This is a genomic window from Pseudomonas sp., assembly GCF_030147005.1.
GTDB lineage: Bacteria > Pseudomonadota > Gammaproteobacteria > Pseudomonadales > Pseudomonadaceae > Aquipseudomonas.
Map to the genome: position 1 here is coordinate 71,860 of NZ_JASLAW010000246.1, position 15,937 is coordinate 87,796.

The window sequence follows — 15,937 nt, forward strand, 5'->3', positions numbered from 1 at the left end:
CTTAATGAGCGTGCCGGTGCTGTTCGTGCTGTTGCCCAATGTGCTGATGCTGGACCTGGCCGGCCCCGCCGAAGTGCTGCGCCTGGCTGCGCAGGTGGACGACCCGGCGGCGGTGGATTTCGAGCTGCAGTACGTCAGCCCGGTGCAATCCCTGCACACCTCAATCGGCTTGCCGTTGACAGGCCTGGCGCCCTTGCCGGCCAGCTTGGCGCCCGGCACCCTGGTGGTGTTGGTGGGCTCCAGCATGAAGGTAGGCAAAGCCGGCCAACAAGCCTTCGAAACCGCCAGCGACAGCCTGGTGCAGTGGCTGCGAACGGTGTTCGCACCCTCTGCCGAGCGTTTGATATGCGTGTGCGCCGGCGCGCTGACCGCCGCTCGCGCCGGGCTGCTCGACGGGCGCCAATGCACCACGCACCACGCGCTGTGCGCCACCCTCCAGGCCCTCGCGCCCAAGGCGCGGGTTTTGGAAAACCGCCTGTACGTCACCGATGGCCCGGTCAGCTGCAGCGCCGGGATCACCGCCGGTATCGATATGATGCTGCACCTGGTTGCCGAGCGCGCCGGGCCAAGGCTGGCGTGCGCCGTCGCGCGGGATATGGTGGTGTACCTGCGCCGCGGCGGCACCGACCCGCAATTATCGCCGTGGATCGCCGGACGCAATCACCTGCACCCGGCCGTCCATCGCGTACAGGACGCCATTGCCGCCGCCCCGTGTGAAGCCTGGACCGTCGCCCGCATGGCGAACCTGGCCTGCACCGGCAGCCGCCACCTGGCGCGCCTGTTCCACGAGCATGTCGGCATCAGCCCGCTGGATTACCTGCACCGTGTGCGCCTGGCCGTGGCCCGCGAGCTGCTGGTTGAGTCGGATCTGGATATCGAAACCGTCGCCGAGCGCGCAGGCTTTGGTTCGGCGCGCCATCTGCGGCGTATCTGGGGCAAACATGAAGCGGGCACGCCTTCAGCGATGCGCCTTATTCAGCAAGCGTCTCGGGTGACGTAACCGGTTCTTGGCCGGCTTCGGCCGAAAGCTTTGAACGGTCCGCCTTGCTGATGTATTTATCTTTGCTTTTCGGCGCCAGTTTGGCGCTGGCCTTTTTGGCCTTGGCCTTGAAGAGCTGCTTGAGTTTTTTCTGGCGGTTCATGTGTGTTGGCCTGGCAGGTAAAGGCGCGAATGATACCAGCTAAAAAAAACCTGGATTGAAAGGTATGCCTGCCGAGGATGCGCACTGCACCTGTGGCGACGGAGTTTGCTCGCGCTGGAGTGCGCAGCGCTCCCGTTTCCGGGGCTGCTACGCCGCCCAGCGGGAGCAAGCTCCCTCGCCACGGATCAATTCCGGTAGAGGGCAGGCGGGACCGGGACGTTGCTGATATGCGTAAGCGGGGACTCTGAACGTCCGAAAAAAAGCCGAGCCGTGACACGTCACAACGGCTCGGCGGCCAGCCGGTATTGAAAAATCAGCTGTCAGTGAGCGCACCCTCTCGTTCCATCAGTTTATCCACCAGCAACATCCCTATCTCGCTCAGTTGGTGAATCGCCAGGGCCACATCCCGCTGTTTTCCTGCCAGCTCATCAGACAGGTCAAGCAGTAACGCGGTAACGGAAGAAAAGGTTTCATAGCTGTTGGCGATCAGCGCTTCGCGGCTGGCATCGTCAGCGACGCTGAATAATGTCGTGAAGGGTGCTGGGCGCGGCTCGGGAGTTTCTACGTCAGTGTTGATGCAGCGATCAATCGCACGATGCGCCGCTTGGTTCAGTTTCAGGTCGGGATCGTTTGGAGGGTTGGGGGTAACTTTGAACATACTTGGAATTTCCTAACTAGGGCTACCACCACTCAGCTACTAAACAAAGGGGTGGCAGCTGTGCGCAGGTTAGTAGACCGGGGAATTCCAAGAAAGCCGGCGCGCCCGAAAGCGCCCTGCGCACAGCCACCATCAAACACAGACAAGTCGTCTGATGGGTAAGGCTTATGCACTAGCTGGAATTGACCTCGGGCTACTAAACCCGATCACTGAGGTGTCAGCGACCGAGCCACCTTAGAGACGCCCATCCAAGCGCACAAGCCGGCGGATTCTGACGCAACTGTAGGCAATGGAGCAAGGTGGTGAAGCCTGCTGTAGGACATGTCTACATGCGGGCGCCGCCATTACCTCGACTCGCCCAACTCCAGGCAAAACATCTTCCGATACTCCGAAGGCGATGTGCCCAGTTGCGTGGCAAAGTGCTGTCTCAATGACAATGCCGTACCAAACCCCACTTCCCCTGCGATGCATTCAACCGGCAGCTCGGTCGTCTCCAGCAGCGCCTGCGCCCTGGCTACGCGTTCGGCGCTCAACCATTTGGACACAGTGGTGCCGGTGGCCTCCTTGAACCGGCGAGTGAATGTGCGCCTGCTCATCTTTGCCCGGTCCGCCAGCACGTCCAGCGACAGGTCCTCGGCCAAGTGCGTGCGCGCCCACGCCAGCACTTCCGACAGGTGCGTCTCGCTGGATAATTGCGGCACCGGGTGCTCCACGTATTGCGCCTGGCCGCCCTGGCGGTGTGGCGGGGTGACCAGCATCTTCGCGGTACGGTTCGCCACATCGGCGCCGAGTCGCTGGCGTACCAGGTGCAGGCAACAGTCGATGGCCGCTACGGTACCGGCGGAGGTGATGATGTTGCCGTCACCCACATAAAGAACCTCCGGCCTGAACCGCGCATTGGGAAAGCGTCGCGCAAACTCGTCGCGGGCGGCCCAGTGGGTGGTGGCTTCTTTGTTGTCCAGCAGGCCCGCATCGCCCAGCACGAATGCGCCCAGGCACAAGCCCACGATCAGCTTGCTCTGTGCATCGGCCAGTTGCAGCGCGTCAATGAGCTTAGGGGATGCCGTCACCGACTGATCGCCCCAGGCAGGGATGATGATCACATCGGCCGTGTGCATCAGTTCCAGGCCCAGGTTCACAGACAGTTCCAGGCCTTGGTCACTGCTGACCATGCCGGGCGATTCTGCACAGTAACTGACCTGGTAACAAGGCTCGTCGGGCCTGGACTGGGCCGTTCCCAGGACCATTCCCGGCACGGACAGGTGAAACAGGCTGACGCCGTCGAAGGCAAGGACGGCTACGTGTATGGGACGCATCGGGGCGATCTCGGGAGTGTTGGGGTGTTTGGCCTGATTATATCGTTATCTGTCATTCAGGCCACTGTTGGCCTTCAGCGCGTTCGGCAAAAATGAACGCCTCGATCCATCAACAGGATAAAACTCATGAAATTTACAACGCTCCCCCTGGCCCTCGGCATCGCTTGCAGCGCCGCCGCCGTCCCCGCCTTTGCAGGCTCGAACGCACCTGAAGCAGCCCACAGGGTTGACCTTCAACAGGTGCGCAACGCTACGGTGAAAATCACCTATGGCGGTACCACGTTTCTGATCGACCCGATGCTGGCCAAAAAGGGCACTTACCCAGGCTTTGAAAATACCTACCGGAGCGAACTGCGCAACCCGCTGGTGGATTTGACCGAGTCACCGGCCGAGGTCATTTCCGGTGTCGACGCTGTAATCGTTACGCACACGCACCTTGACCACTGGGACGACGCGGCACAGCAAGCCCTGCCTAAGGACATCCCATTGTTCGCCCAGCATGAAGAAGACGCGCAGCTGATTCGTTCCCAGGGTTTCAAGAATGTGCGTGTGCTGACCGACGAGGCGCAGTTCGGTGGCGTCAAAATCACCAAGACCGGCGGCCAGCACGGCACCGACGAGATGTATGCCGTGCCGGCACTGGCCAAGCCGCTGGGCGAAGCCATGGGCGTGGTTTTTCAAGCGCCGGGCTACAAGACTTTATACCTGGCAGGCGACACCGTGTGGCGTAAAGAGGTCGACCAGGCCATCGAGCAGTTTCACCCGCAAGTGATCGTGCTGAATGCCGGGAAAGCCATGATGGCGGGGTACAAGGGCTCGATCATCATGGGCGAGGAAGATGTACTGCGCGCCGCACAAACCGCGAAAAACGCTAAAATCGTCGCCGTGCATATGGACGCCATCAACCACATGTCCCTGACCCGCGAGGCGTTGCGCAGCTACGTCAAACAGCACGGTATCGAGGGGCGGGTGGATATTCCCGAGGACGGCGCAGTGTTGGCGTACTGACTTCCCTGGCGCAGCACAGCGCTCCTTCCTCGCGCACCGGCGTTAGGTAGGTGCGCAGATGCTCATGACCTGAAGCCGTGGTTTGATCGGGCGCTTTAAACGCGACGGAAACAAGCGCTAGTAGTATTGATCGCCTGTTGATACGGAGGCTGGGCTGGTTTTTTTGTTCCGGTGTCCCGGAGCAAAATCACTGGCATTGGCGATTGCGAACCCGTCGGCGATGGGCTGAGCGAAATGCGTGTCTTCGTCGGGCCCGGCTACGGAATCTATTTTGTACGCACCGGCATTGCGGCTTACCTGTTGCGTTGGGGAAGCGATAAAACCGATCAGAAACGAGGAATCAAGCGGGCAAAGAAATCCTTGATGCCCTCAGAGGTAGATGAAATGAGCGAATCGACATTCAAACCCGAGGGCATGCCGATCCTCGACCTGGATACATCCGGTACCAGCGCCTACGAAGCTTCACGCTTCCTCGACGACCCGGCGGCTATCAGCGCCTGTCTTGCGCACAGCATCAAGTTCAGGGGGCCGCACATCTGATGAAGGCCCTTGCCGAGGTCGCCAAGGCTCAGGGTGTAAACAAGGTGGCGGAGGCTGCGGGGATTAATCGCGAGAGCCTTTATAAAACGGTGAAAGGCGGCTCTAAGACGCGCTACGAAACGGTCCAGAGTTGATGTTGGCGTTGGGGGTTGAGCTGACCGTGCAGCCAATTCCCAGCCAGAAAGCGCCTGGCGCGACCGTGGGTAAATAAACGAGCGTCATACTCAAAACGGTGCGGGTCACATGGAGGGCTCGACAGCCCCCATATCGACCCGCTTGGCCCTGAAGCCTTACCGCACCAGGCAAGGTTGCTTGTTGTTGAAGCGCCAACCCGGCATGAGGAACTGCATCGCCACGCTGTCATCCCGCGCGCCCAGTCCCATGCCTTTGTACAGCTCGTGGGCCTTGGCCACGGCATCCATGTCGATATCCACGCCAAGGCCAGGTTTGGCCGGTACCTTCACGTAGCCGCCTTCAATCGTCAGCGGCGCTTTGGTCAGGCGCTGGCCGTCCTGCCAGATCCAGTGGGTGTCGATGGCGGTGATTTCACCCGGCGCGGCTGCCGCTACCTGAGTGAACATCGCCAGGGAAATATCGAAGTGGTTGTTGGAGTGCGAGCCCCAGGTCAGGCCCCAGTCATTGCACATCTGCGCCACGCGCACGGAGCCTTGCATCGTCCAGAAGTGCGGGTCGGCCAGTGGGATGTCCACCGATTGCAACTGGATGGCGTGGCCCATTTCGCGCCAGTCGGTGGCGATCATGTTGGTGGCGGTTTTAAGGCCGGTGGCGCGGCGGAACTCAGCCATGACTTCGCGGCCCGAGTAGCCGTTTTCGGCGCCGCACGGGTCTTCGGCGTAGGCCAGTACGTGATGTTGGTCGCGGCACAGGCGGATAGCTTCCTTGAGTGACCAGGCGCCGTTCGGGTCAAGGGTGATGCGCGCATCCGGGAAGCGCTCGGCCAGGGCCGTCACGGCTTCGATTTCCTCATCACCCCTCAGTACGCCGCCTTTGAGCTTGAAGTCGTTGAAGCCATATCGAGCTTTGGCGGCTTCGGCCAGGCGCACCACGGCGTCCGCGGTCAGGGCTTTTTCATGGCGCAGGCGCAACCAGTCGTCATCGGCGTCGGCCTCGTTGCGATAGGCCAGGTCGGTGGCCGTGCGATCACCCACATAGAACAGGTAGCCGAGCATTTTTACCGCGTCACGCTGTTGGCCTTCGCCGAGCAAGGCGGCCACCGGCACTTCCAGAAATTGACCCAGCAGGTCGAGCAAGGCGGCTTCCATGGCGGTGACGGCATGAATGGTGATGCGCAGGTCAAAGGTTTGCAGGCCACGGCCGCCGGCATCGCGAGCGGCGAAGGCAGTGCGCATCTGGTTCAGGATGCGCTGGTAGTGGCCGATCGGTTGGCCGATCACCAGGCTGCGCGCCTCTTCCAGGGTTTCGCGAATGCGTTCGCCGCCGGGCACTTCACCCACGCCGGTGTTGCCGCAGCTGTCCTTGAGAATCACGATATTGCGGGTAAAAAACGGCCCGTGGGCGCCGCTCAGATTTAACAGCATGCTGTCGTGGCCGGCGACGGGGATGACTTGGAAATGGGTAACGACGGGAGTGTTCATGGCAAGGTCCTGATGAGCTTAAAGAGGTTTGCTGATGGCGCCGCTCGCGGGCGCGGCGCCAGGCGAAGTCAGTGCGGCAGCGGGCGAAGTCCTGGCAAAGAACACCAGGATCGCCGCCAGCACCGAGGTGCCCGCCAGGGCGTAGAGGCCGCCCTGGATCGATCCGGTGGTTTGCTCCAGGAAGCCAAACGTGGTCGGTGCTACAAAACCGCCGAGGTTACCGATGGAATTGATCAGCGCGATCACGGCGGCGGCGATGCGCGCATCCAGATAGCCTTGGGGAATCGGCCAGAACAGCGAGGAGGCGGACTTGAAGCCGATCGCCGCAAAGCAGATCGCGACAAAGGCGAAGACCGGCCCGCCGGTAGTGGACATGAACATCCCGGCAGCGGCAATCAACAGCGCGGCGGCAACCCAGGCTTGCTGGAACTTGAACTTGCCCGACAGCGAGGCGAAGGCGTACATGGCGATGATCGAGATCAGCCACGGGATCGAGTTGAAGAAGCCGACCTGCACGTCAGTCAGGTCACCCATTTTCTTGATGATGCTCGGCAGCCAGAAGGTAGCGGCGTAAATGGTCAACTGGATGCAGAAGTACAAGGCGCAGAACAGCACGATTTGCCGGTCCTTGAGCAGCTTGCCGAGGGTGGGTTTGGCCGTGGTCAGCGCTTCACGCTCGCGCTGCTCCTGGTCGATGGCGCCCACCAGCGCGTCCTGCTCTTCGCGGGTCAGCCATTTGGCGTCGTGGGGTTTGGAGTCCAGCCAGAACCAGACAAAAAACGCCAGGGCCACGGAGGCGAGGCCTTCGAGGGCGAACATCCATTGCCAGCCGTGGAACCCGAACCCTTCGATCTGCAACAGTACCCCCGACAACGGGCCGGAGATAAGCGACGCGACCGCCGAGCCGCTGAGGAAAATCGCAATGGCTTTGCCACGCTCGACGCCGGGCAACCAGCGGGTGAAGTAATAGATCACCCCAGGGAAAAACCCGGCCTCGGCCACACCCAGCAGAAAGCGCAGGATATAGAACTGGGTTTCGTTCTGGATGAAGGCCATCAACGTGGCGACGATGCCCCAGGTGAACATGATGCGCGTCAGCCAGATGCGTGCGCCGACCTTCTGCAGCAGCATGTTGGAAGGCACTTCGAAGAGCGCATAACCGATGAAGAACAGCCCGGCACCCAGGCCGTAGGCCGCTGCGCCGATACCCAAATCATGCTCCATGTGCGTGCGCACGAAGCCGATATTGACGCGGTCGATGTAGTTGAGGATGAACATGATCACGAACAGTGGGAGCACATGGCCCTTCACTTTGCTCACGGCGCGTGTGAGTACCGAATCATCTTTTGGAGCGGCAGATGCATGGCTTGAATTGTTCACAATTCAAAACTCCCCCTGATTTATTTTTGTGCGGGTTTGTGTGTCCTGTTGATAGACATCATACAAGTGGGTTTTCGGCATTCGCAATGCGGCGGTGAGTATTTTGTTCTTATAAGACGGCGTGAAATTAGCTTTTTTGGTTATTTGCGCCGCTTTTATTGAGGTTTAGGCTGATTTTTTTCAGCCGTTTCAGGCCTGTTTTCATCCGGGCGCGAATAACAGAGCTTAACGTGAGACGAGTCATACAGATTGGTTGTCATACAAGTGGGGTTTTTAACGCGCAAGCAATGTGTACTCCCGACAGGGTGTTAAGCTGCCCTCAGCCCAACCCATGGACCCGTAGCCATGCCCATTGAAAGCGGAACTCTTGTGCGCAAACGTTCGAATAATCTGGCCCAAGGCGTGGTCGAGGCGCTGACCCAGCGCATCCTGCTCGGGCAACTCAAACCCGGTGAAAAGCTGCCTTCGGAATCCACCATCGTGTTGGAGCACGGCGTGAGCCGCACGGTGGTGCGCGAGGCGATTTCCAAGCTGCAGGCCTCCGGGCTGGTGGAAACGCGCCACGGCATCGGCACCTTTGTGCTGGAGCAACAGGCCCAACAAGGTTTGCGCTTGCATGTGGACACGGTCGCCAGCGTGCGTAACATGCTCGAGCTGCGCCTGGGCCTGGAGGTGCAGGCCGTGGCGCTGGCTGCGTTGCGCAGGCATGACGAACAGCTCGCACGCATGCGCGAGGCGCTGGACGATTACCAGGCTTCGCTCGCCAACAACGACAGCTGCGTGGAAGAGGACAAACGCTTTCATCAACTGATCGCCGAAGCCACCGGCAATACCTTCTTCACGGAAATCATGCTGCACCTGGGCAATGCGATGATCCCACGCACTCAGGTGCTGGGCGCCGAACGCGGCGGTGCCGACTTTGCCAGGCTGGGGCAGTTGGCGAACCTGGAGCATGAGGCGATCTTTAATGCAATCAAGCGCCAGGACCCGGACGCGGCACGTGCCGCCATGGTGCTGCACCTGACCAACAGCCGGGACCGGTTTTCCGGGGAATGACAAGGAACCACCGTTGAACGAACACACCTTGTCCATGCGCCTTGAGCGCGTGGCAGCGAACGTACAGAACGGCGCGCGCCTGGCCGATATCGGCTCGGACCACGGCTACCTGCCGGTGGCGCTGATGCGCCGTGGCGTGATCACCGCGGCGGTGGCGGGGGAGGTGGCCACCACGCCGTTTCAGGCGGCCCAGCGCACCGTGCGCGACAATAGCCTGCAGGCGCACATTAGCGTGCGCCTGGCCAATGGTCTGGCGGCGATTGAACCTGGGGACGGGATCACCGCAGTCAGCCTTTGCGGCATGGGCGGCGAGACGATTCGCGACATTCTCGACAGCGGCAAGGGCCACTTGAGCGGCCGCGAACGCCTGGTCCTGCAACCCAACGGCGGCGAGCAACCGTTGCGCCTGTGGCTGATGAACAACGGTTACCGCATCCTTCACGAAGAGCTGCTGCGGGAAAACCGTTTTTACTACGAGATCATCGTTGCCGAACGCACGGAGCCTGTGGCCTACACCGATGAAGAGCTGTATTTCGGCCCGCTGCAAATGCAATCACGCAGCCCGCAGTTCCTGGCCAAGTGGCAGCGCATGCTGCGCCAGAAGCACAAAACCCTGAGCAGTTTTGAGCAGGCGCGGCAGGCCGTTGCGCAGGAGAAGGTGCAGGAGGTTGCCCGGCACGCTCGCTGGATTGCACAGTTGCTCGATTGACTGCACCGCACCCGGCCCGTGCGCACGCGAATGAAACCACCGGTTACCGTTTCACTCTGCACACTGGGGCCTTTTGCCCCATTTTCGCGCACCCCAGCGTACGCCCGCCCCGCCAGCCCGCCAGTTTGTGGCCCTTGCCCTTACGGCCCGTATCTTGCTAGAGCCAGACTAATCAATGACATGGCATTTTGCTTCTAGTCATTTTCAGGTTGTTTTAGAGAGCGCTCGGCCATGCACAGTCTTCTATCACCCGGTATCCGTCTGCTCGGCCGTTTCGGCTTTGCGCGCAAGTTCCAGATTCTGTTTTTCCTGTTCATGCTGCCCCTGGCCGGGAGCCTCTGGTTGATCGGCGCTGACTATCGCGACAAGCTGACCGTGATTTCCAGCGAGCAGTCCGGTGTTCAGCAACTGCTTGCCCTGGAAGCGCTGGATAGCCAATTGACCGCGCAACGCAACCTGGCCGCTCGCTGGAAAGCCCTGGATATTCTGCATGCCCCAACGCCTGCGGCACGCACTGCCATGGACAAGGTGGATGCCGGCAACCCGGCGATTGTGCAGAGCCTGCAAGCCCTGGGCGATGCCCTCACAGCCCACAACGCCAGCGCCGACACCCGTGCGCGTTTCGAGGCGTTGCAGGCGAGCGTCAAGGGCATGGATACCCAGTCCCTGCGCACGGTGGGGTGGTGGCCGGACGGCTACGACCGGTTCACCGCCGCGCTGACTGCGCTGCAAACACTGCGCGAGCAAATCACCCTCGACAATGGCCTGATCCTCGACCCGTGGCTGGAAACCTTCCTGCTGATGCAGATTTCCACCCAACACACGCCGGACCTGATCGAGCGCATCGGCCGTACCGCCAGCGTGGGGCAGTCATCCATTGCGTCTGGGCAGTTCACCTTGCAAAGCCGCTTGCAGATGCGCGACCTGCGCGGCCGCATCGGCGATGCGCGAGACCAGCTGGTCAAGGCTGCCGCGTCGCTCAAAGCCAAGCAATACCCAGGAATCGAGCCGTGGACCGCGCAATACGACAGCAGCCTGCAACTGCTCGATAACGAACTCAAGGCCTTGGACGACGGTGTGTTTGGCGGCACCATCAAGCTCGACACCGCAGCTTTCGACCGCAGTATCGACAGCATGCTCGGCGCGTTGGGTGCGTTGCGCAGCCAGTCGCTGAACTCATTGAATAATCGCCTGAGCGACTACCGCGACCGTTCGCTCAAACAGTTTATTCCCGTGGCGGCGACGTTCAGCCTGCTCGCCCTGGCGGCGCTGTACCTGTTCATTTGCCTGCAAGCCTCGATCCGCCGCAGCACCGAGGGCATCAACACGCTCGCCGAATCCCTGCGCGACGGCAACCTGTGCGTGGAGGTGGCCGTTGAAGGGCGTGATGAACTGGCAGCGATCAGCAGGGCGCTCAACGTTGCTGTCGTGCAATTGCGCGCCAGCCTGCTGGGGGTCAATCATGAAACCCAACAGCTGGGCTCGGCGGTGCGCACGCTCAACGCGCAATCGGGCAGTACCCTCACCGAAGTCGAAGACCAGCAACACCAGATCAGCCAGATTGCCGCCGCCGCCACTCAATTGGCCGCCACGTCGATGGGCGTCGCCAAAAGCTGCGAACAGGCCTCGGGCAGCGCGCAGCACACCCGGCGCATCGCCGAAGACAGCAGCCGCGACAGCCAGCGCACCACGGCCAGCATTCAGCAACTCAACCAGCGCCTGACCGACACCGCCAACGCCCTGGAGCAAGTCAGCCAGCAGGGCCAGCAGATCCAGTCGGTGGTCGATACCATTCGCGGCATCGCCGAACAGACCAACCTGCTGGCGCTCAACGCCGCCATCGAAGCCGCCCGCGCAGGCGAACAGGGCCGGGGGTTTGCCGTGGTGGCCGATGAAGTGCGCAGCCTGTCGCAACGCACTCAAGCCTCGACGGCGCAGATCGCCGACACCGTGGACAGCCTGCGCGCCACGGTCAGCCAGGCCGTCACATTGATGGGCGCCGCTTGCGATCAGGCGCTGAGCGACGCCGAGTCCGTCACCGGCCTGGGCGCACGCTTGGGCGAGATCGCCGGCGCGGTGCAAAACGTCACCGACACCCTGACGCACATTGCGGCGGCCGTGGAGGAGCAAGCCGCGACCGCAGATGAGGTCAGCGGCAATATCCAGCAAGTGGATCAGGCTGCGGGGCGCTTGCTGGAAGGCGCACGGGCGGTAAACCAGGCCGCCGATACCTTGAGTAAAGGCAGCCAGGCGTTGAGTGACAATACGGCGCGGTTCCGCTTGAGCTGAGGCGGAGGCCACCTACGCGCGCGCGCAGGGGGGGGGGCGGGTTTTGGGTGAATACGGCCGCCACTTGAGTAAGACAACCCGAACGCTTCGGCGACGGTGTAGTCTTTCGTTATGCAAACCCATGTCTATTCAGCGGAGCGCCCATGATCACTGTCCACCATCTCAACAACTCGCGTTCCCAACGCATCCTCTGGCTGCTCGAAGAACTCAGCCTGCCCTATGAAATCAAGCGCTACCAACGCGACCCGAAAACCAACCTCGCGCCCGCCGAGCTCAAAGCGATTCACCCCCTGGGTAAATCGCCGGTGATCGAGGACGGTTCCCGCGTAGTGATCGAATCGGCCGCCATCATCGACTACCTGATCCGCCGCCACGGCAACGGTCAACTGCAACCTGATCCGGCCAGCGCCACCTACGACCAATACGTGCAATGGCTGCATTTCGCCGAGGGCTCGGCGATGTTGCCGCTGATGCTCAACCTCTACGTCGGGCGCCTGGGTGACGCGGGCGCACCGTTGCATCCACGCATTGAGTCGGAGCTGGCCAACTACCTCGGCTACCTGAATGACGTGCTCGCACAAACGCCTTACCTGGTGGGTGACGAACTGACCGGCGCGGATATCCAGATGAGCTTTATCGCCGAGGTTGCCATGGCTCAGGGCAAGTTGCCGGCGTATCCGAACCTGGCGGCATGGTTGGACAAACTCCAGCAACGCCCGGCCTATCGCAAGGCGGTGGAGCAGGGCGGCGAGTACGCCTTCGCCAAGTAGAGGCACTTGGAAGGGCGGAACCTTCCAGCTCGGCAGCGCTCACTTATGAGGTGGCGCTGCCTTCTGGCCGAAAGGAATCTGCATGCATCCCAGCCCGACAACCAACCCCGTAGAACGCGAACTCAGCGTGCGAGCCGTAACCACCGGCGCCTTGCTCGGTGTGCTGCTGACCCCGTCCAATGTCTACGCCGGCCTTAAGATAGGCTGGTCGTTCAACATGTCGATCATCGCCCTGCTGATTGGCTATGCCATCTGGCAGGGCCTGGCCAAACGCTCTGCCGCGTCGTTGCCGTGGACGCTGCACGAAAGCAATATCAACCAGACCGTCGCCTCGGCCGCCGCGTCGATCATTTCCGGCGGGTTGGTTGCGCCCATCCCGGCCTACACCTTGCTGACGGGCAACCAGCTGGAGGCGGTCCCGATGATCGCCTGGGTGTTTTCCGTAAGCTTCCTGGGTATCTGGATCGCATGGTACCTGCGGCCCTCATTGCTCAACGACAAGGCGCTGAAATTTCCCGAGGGCATGGCCACCCTGGAGACCTTGCTGCATATCTACAACCACGGCCGCGAAGCCGCGACACGCTTGAAAGTGCTGCTCGGCGCCGCGTTGCTGTCGGGGCTGGTCAAGTGGGCGGATACCTTCCTGTGGGCATTCCCACGCTGGTCGCCTACGGCCCAGCTTGAACGCCTGACATTTACCAGTGACCCGTCGCTGTTGCTGCTCGGTTTTGGCGGCATCATTGGCATCCGCGTGGGCCTGACCTTGCTGCTCGGCGCCCTGCTGGCCTGGGGTGGGCTGGGGCCATGGCTGTTGGCGCAAGGGCTTGTGAACATAGCGCCGGGCAGCAGCGGCCCGCAATTCGCCGCGATGGTGGAGTGGCTGCTGTGGCCGGGGGTGAGCCTGATGGTGTGTTCTACCCTGGCGTCTCTGGGGATTCGCTTATGGGCGTTGCACCGAACCACCCGGGCAGGCGGCGGCACGCCCTGGACGATTCCTCGGCCGGGCCCGGCGGCCGGTTTTGCCTTGGCTATCCTGCTGGTGGTGAGCCTGCAAGCGTTGCTGTTCGGTATCAACCTGTGGATGGCGCTGCTCACCATCCCGCTGGCAATCTGCCTGGCCGCCGTGGCGGCCCGCGTGGTGGGCGCCACCGGCATTCCGCCGATTGGCGCGATTGGGCAGTTGTCCCAACTGAGTTTTGGCATCGTCGCGCCGGGGCAGGTGCCCATCAACCTGATGAGCGCCAACACGGCCGGCGGCTCGGCCGGGCAGTGCACGGACTTGATGAATGACTTCAAGGTCGGCAAGGCGATCGGCGCCACGCCTCACAAGCAGGTGATCGCGCAAATCCTGGGGATTTTTGTCGGCAGCATTGTCGGCGTATTCGCCTACCTGGCGCTGATCCCCGACCCACAGACCATGTTGCTCACCGAACAATGGCCGGCCCCGGCCGTGGCCACCTGGAAAGCCGTGGCGCAAACCCTGACCCATGGGCTGGACTCCTTGTCGCCGAGCATTCGCTGGGCCATCGGCATCGCGGGCCTGGTCGGAATAGTGCTGGGTGGGCTCGACAGCACCTTGCCCGCGCACCGGGCCCGCTACTTGCCCAGCGCCGCCGCATTGGGATTGGCCTTTGTATTGCCCGCCTCGGTGTCGCTGATGATGGCGCTGGGCGCGGTGATCACGTGGTGGGCGAGCTGTCGTTGGCCAAGCCTTACCGAACGTTTTGCGATTACCGCGGCGGCAGGCTTGATCGCCGGGGAGAGCATTACCGGGGTTGGGGCCTCGCTGTGGCAGATGATCAATTAATGGGCTGCGAACACCACGCGGCGCGTGGGCCAGAATGTCGAGATCAGACACGATGATGACGCGCTCAGGCTACTTGGGCGTTGCGCGGCGCACTTAAGGTGAGGGGTACTGGTCGCCTGAGAACAACAAAAACAATGAATAGCCTCAATTCCAACGATTCCACCGGTCAACTGGCGCAGGGTTTCAAGCCGCGCCATGTCACCATGTTGTCCATCGCAGGCATCATCGGCGCGGGGTTGTTTGTCGGTTCCGGCCATGCCATCGCGGCGGCGGGGCCGGCGGTGTTGCTGGCTTATCTGTGCTCCGGCCTGCTTGTCGTACTCGTGATGCGCATGCTCGGCGAAATGGCGGTGGCACGCCCCGATACCGGTTCCTTTTCGACCTATGCCGACCAGGCCATTGGGCGCTGGGCAGGCTTCACCATCGGCTGGTTGTATTGGTGGTTCTGGGTGTTGGTGATTCCGATCGAGGCGCTGGCTGCCGGCCATGTGCTCAATCAGTGGTTTCCTCAGGTCGATGCGTGGCTGTTCGCCTTGTTGTCGATCATTTTGCTGGTGATCACCAACCTGTTCAGCGTGGCCAAGTACGGCGAGTTCGAGTTCTGGTTCGCCATGGCCAAGGTCATCGCCATCGTCGGGTTTATCGGCCTGGGTTTCAGCGTGCTGATGGGCTGGATTCCTGATCGTGAAGCCAGCGGCTTGAGCCGGTTGATGGAGGAGCACGGCGGTTTTGCGCCTAATGGCCTGTCGGCGGTGGTGGGCGCGTTCATCACGATCATGTTCAGTTTCATCGGTACCGAGGCGGTGACTATCGCCGCCGCCGAATCGAGCAACCCGGCGCAGAACATCGCCAAGGCGACACGCTCGGTGATCTGGCGCATCGGCGTGTTTTACCTGTTGTCGATTTCGATCGTCGTCTCTGTGGTGCCCTGGAACGACCCGCTGCTGGCGTCGGTGGGCTCTTATCAGCGCGCACTGGAGCTGATGAACATCCCGAACGCCAAATTCATGGTCGACCTGGTGGTGTTGATCGCTGTCGCCAGTTGCATGAACTCCTCGATCTACATTTCTTCGCGCATGCTGTTCTCCCTGGGTAAGCGCGGCGATGCGCCCAGCGCCCTTAAACGCACCTCGGCGGCGGGCGTGCCCAGGGCGGCGGTGATTGCCAGCACCATCATCGGCGCGGGCGTGACGCTGCTGAGCTACTTCATGCCCGCCGGCCTGTTCCAGTTTCTGCTCGCCAGCTCCGGTGCCATCGCGTTGCTGGTGTACTTGGTCATCGCCATCTCGCAATTGCGCATGCGCCGGTTGCTGCTCAGTCAGAACGTCGAATTGACCTTCCGCATGTGGCTGTTTCCCTGGCTGACTTACCTGGTGATTGTGTTCATCTGCGCAGCGTTGGCAGTGATGATGGTGACGCCGGAACACCGCGTGGAAGTGTCCTCGACGATTGGCCTGGCCTTGGTCATCTCCTTCATCGGCCTGATCACGGCGCGTCAGCATGGCCCGGTGGCCAAGCCGATTGCGCTGAAGCACTCCTGATCCCATGGCGGCGCGGGCGAGGGTGAGATCCATCCAACACAGCCCATCCCCTGTGGGCGCGCTCGAGCCCCAGCGAGGCCGCGAGGGCGGTGGGCCAGGCGATGA

The 15,937-nt window shown here is 61.7% G+C and carries 13 protein-coding genes and 2 pseudogenes; 10 read left to right on the forward strand and 5 right to left on the reverse strand.

Annotated features, from left to right (window positions below; translation table 11 throughout):
• Positions 1 to 4: 4 nt before the first annotated feature.
• On the forward strand, positions 5 to 1,000 hold the full coding sequence (locus tag Q1V60_RS23190) for a helix-turn-helix domain-containing protein (RefSeq protein ID WP_300635193.1): 996 nt from the start codon (positions 5 to 7) through the stop codon (positions 998 to 1,000).
• On the opposite strand, the gene Q1V60_RS23195 is transcribed toward Q1V60_RS23190, so the two are convergent.
• From Q1V60_RS23195 to Q1V60_RS23205, 3 genes are all read right to left on the reverse strand, one after another.
• The gene (locus Q1V60_RS23195; protein WP_300635195.1) at positions 972 to 1,142 is read right to left on the reverse strand and encodes a DUF2986 domain-containing protein; all 171 of its coding nucleotides are present in this window, start codon (positions 1,140 to 1,142) and stop codon (positions 972 to 974) included. The two genes, Q1V60_RS23190 and Q1V60_RS23195, sit on opposite strands and share 29 nt — an antisense overlap.
• Before the next feature lie 313 nt (positions 1,143 to 1,455).
• Positions 1,456 to 1,800: a DUF6124 family protein gene (locus tag Q1V60_RS23200; RefSeq protein ID WP_300635196.1), complete on the reverse strand. Its 345-nt coding sequence runs from the start codon at positions 1,798 to 1,800 to the stop codon at positions 1,456 to 1,458.
• Between the two features lie 344 nt (positions 1,801 to 2,144).
• Positions 2,145 to 3,116, reverse strand: a complete 972-nt coding sequence (locus Q1V60_RS23205; RefSeq protein WP_300635198.1) for a helix-turn-helix domain-containing protein — start codon at positions 3,114 to 3,116, stop codon at positions 2,145 to 2,147.
• Positions 3,117 to 3,242: 126 nt separating this feature from the next.
• Between Q1V60_RS23205 and Q1V60_RS23210 the strand changes: the two genes are divergently transcribed.
• From Q1V60_RS23210 to Q1V60_RS23220, 3 genes and pseudogenes are all read left to right on the forward strand, one after another.
• On the forward strand, positions 3,243 to 4,124 hold the full coding sequence (locus Q1V60_RS23210) for an MBL fold metallo-hydrolase (protein ID WP_300635200.1): 882 nt from the start codon (positions 3,243 to 3,245) through the stop codon (positions 4,122 to 4,124).
• A 198-nt stretch (positions 4,125 to 4,322) separates the two neighbouring features.
• Positions 4,323 to 4,507 (forward strand): annotated as a pseudogene (locus tag Q1V60_RS23215) (type II toxin-antitoxin system RelE/ParE family toxin); the annotation flags it as partial.
• A 1-nt stretch (position 4,508) separates the two neighbouring features.
• Positions 4,509 to 4,875, forward strand: a pseudogene (locus Q1V60_RS23220) (addiction module antidote protein).
• Between the two features lie 79 nt (positions 4,876 to 4,954).
• On the opposite strand, the gene gudD reads toward Q1V60_RS23220, so the two are convergent.
• Both gudD and Q1V60_RS23230 read right to left on the reverse strand, forming a co-directional pair.
• Positions 4,955 to 6,280, reverse strand: coding sequence for a glucarate dehydratase (gene gudD, locus Q1V60_RS23225; protein WP_300635202.1), 1,326 nt, complete (start codon positions 6,278 to 6,280; stop codon positions 4,955 to 4,957).
• 18 nt (positions 6,281 to 6,298) lie between these two features.
• Positions 6,299 to 7,660 (reverse strand): MFS transporter, encoded by a 1,362-nt coding sequence (locus Q1V60_RS23230; RefSeq protein WP_300635204.1) that lies wholly within the window; start codon positions 7,658 to 7,660, stop codon positions 6,299 to 6,301.
• A gap of 345 nt (positions 7,661 to 8,005) precedes the next feature.
• Here Q1V60_RS23230 and Q1V60_RS23235 point away from each other — a divergent pair, with 345 nt between their 5' ends.
• From Q1V60_RS23235 to Q1V60_RS23260, 6 genes are all read left to right on the forward strand, one after another.
• Positions 8,006 to 8,716 (forward strand): FadR/GntR family transcriptional regulator, encoded by a 711-nt coding sequence (locus Q1V60_RS23235; RefSeq protein WP_300635205.1) that lies wholly within the window; start codon positions 8,006 to 8,008, stop codon positions 8,714 to 8,716.
• A gap of 13 nt (positions 8,717 to 8,729) precedes the next feature.
• On the forward strand, positions 8,730 to 9,425 hold the full coding sequence (locus tag Q1V60_RS23240) for a tRNA (adenine(22)-N(1))-methyltransferase TrmK (RefSeq protein WP_300635207.1): 696 nt from the start codon (positions 8,730 to 8,732) through the stop codon (positions 9,423 to 9,425).
• A gap of 231 nt (positions 9,426 to 9,656) precedes the next feature.
• Positions 9,657 to 11,714, forward strand: a complete 2,058-nt coding sequence (locus Q1V60_RS23245; RefSeq protein WP_300635210.1) for a methyl-accepting chemotaxis protein — start codon at positions 9,657 to 9,659, stop codon at positions 11,712 to 11,714.
• 143 nt (positions 11,715 to 11,857) lie between these two features.
• A complete protein-coding gene (locus Q1V60_RS23250; RefSeq protein ID WP_300635212.1) occupies positions 11,858 to 12,484 on the forward strand; it encodes a glutathione S-transferase in 627 nt (208 codons plus the stop codon).
• An 82-nt stretch (positions 12,485 to 12,566) separates the two neighbouring features.
• Complete coding sequence (locus Q1V60_RS23255; RefSeq protein ID WP_300635214.1) at positions 12,567 to 14,291, forward strand: OPT family oligopeptide transporter; 1,725 nt, start codon at positions 12,567 to 12,569, stop codon at positions 14,289 to 14,291.
• Positions 14,292 to 14,425: 134 nt separating this feature from the next.
• Positions 14,426 to 15,832 (forward strand): amino acid permease, encoded by a 1,407-nt coding sequence (locus tag Q1V60_RS23260; RefSeq protein ID WP_300635216.1) that lies wholly within the window; start codon positions 14,426 to 14,428, stop codon positions 15,830 to 15,832.
• Positions 15,833 to 15,937: the final 105 nt, after the last annotated feature.

Coding starts and splice junctions, on each gene's coding strand:
- Q1V60_RS23190 (WP_300635193.1), top strand. CDS start 5: ATGAGCGTGCCGGTGCTGTTCGTGCTGTTGCCCAATGTGCTGATGCTG.
- Q1V60_RS23195 (WP_300635195.1), bottom strand. CDS start 1,142: ATGAACCGCCAGAAAAAACTCAAGCAGCTCTTCAAGGCCAAGGCCAAA.
- Q1V60_RS23200 (WP_300635196.1), bottom strand. CDS start 1,800: ATGTTCAAAGTTACCCCCAACCCTCCAAACGATCCCGACCTGAAACTG.
- Q1V60_RS23205 (WP_300635198.1), bottom strand. CDS start 3,116: ATGCGTCCCATACACGTAGCCGTCCTTGCCTTCGACGGCGTCAGCCTG.
- Q1V60_RS23210 (WP_300635200.1), top strand. CDS start 3,243: ATGAAATTTACAACGCTCCCCCTGGCCCTCGGCATCGCTTGCAGCGCC.
- gudD (WP_300635202.1), bottom strand. CDS start 6,280: ATGAACACTCCCGTCGTTACCCATTTCCAAGTCATCCCCGTCGCCGGC.
- Q1V60_RS23235 (WP_300635205.1), top strand. CDS start 8,006: ATGCCCATTGAAAGCGGAACTCTTGTGCGCAAACGTTCGAATAATCTG.
- Q1V60_RS23245 (WP_300635210.1), top strand. CDS start 9,657: ATGCACAGTCTTCTATCACCCGGTATCCGTCTGCTCGGCCGTTTCGGC.
- Q1V60_RS23250 (WP_300635212.1), top strand. CDS start 11,858: ATGATCACTGTCCACCATCTCAACAACTCGCGTTCCCAACGCATCCTC.
- Q1V60_RS23255 (WP_300635214.1), top strand. CDS start 12,567: ATGCATCCCAGCCCGACAACCAACCCCGTAGAACGCGAACTCAGCGTG.
- Q1V60_RS23260 (WP_300635216.1), top strand. CDS start 14,426: ATGAATAGCCTCAATTCCAACGATTCCACCGGTCAACTGGCGCAGGGT.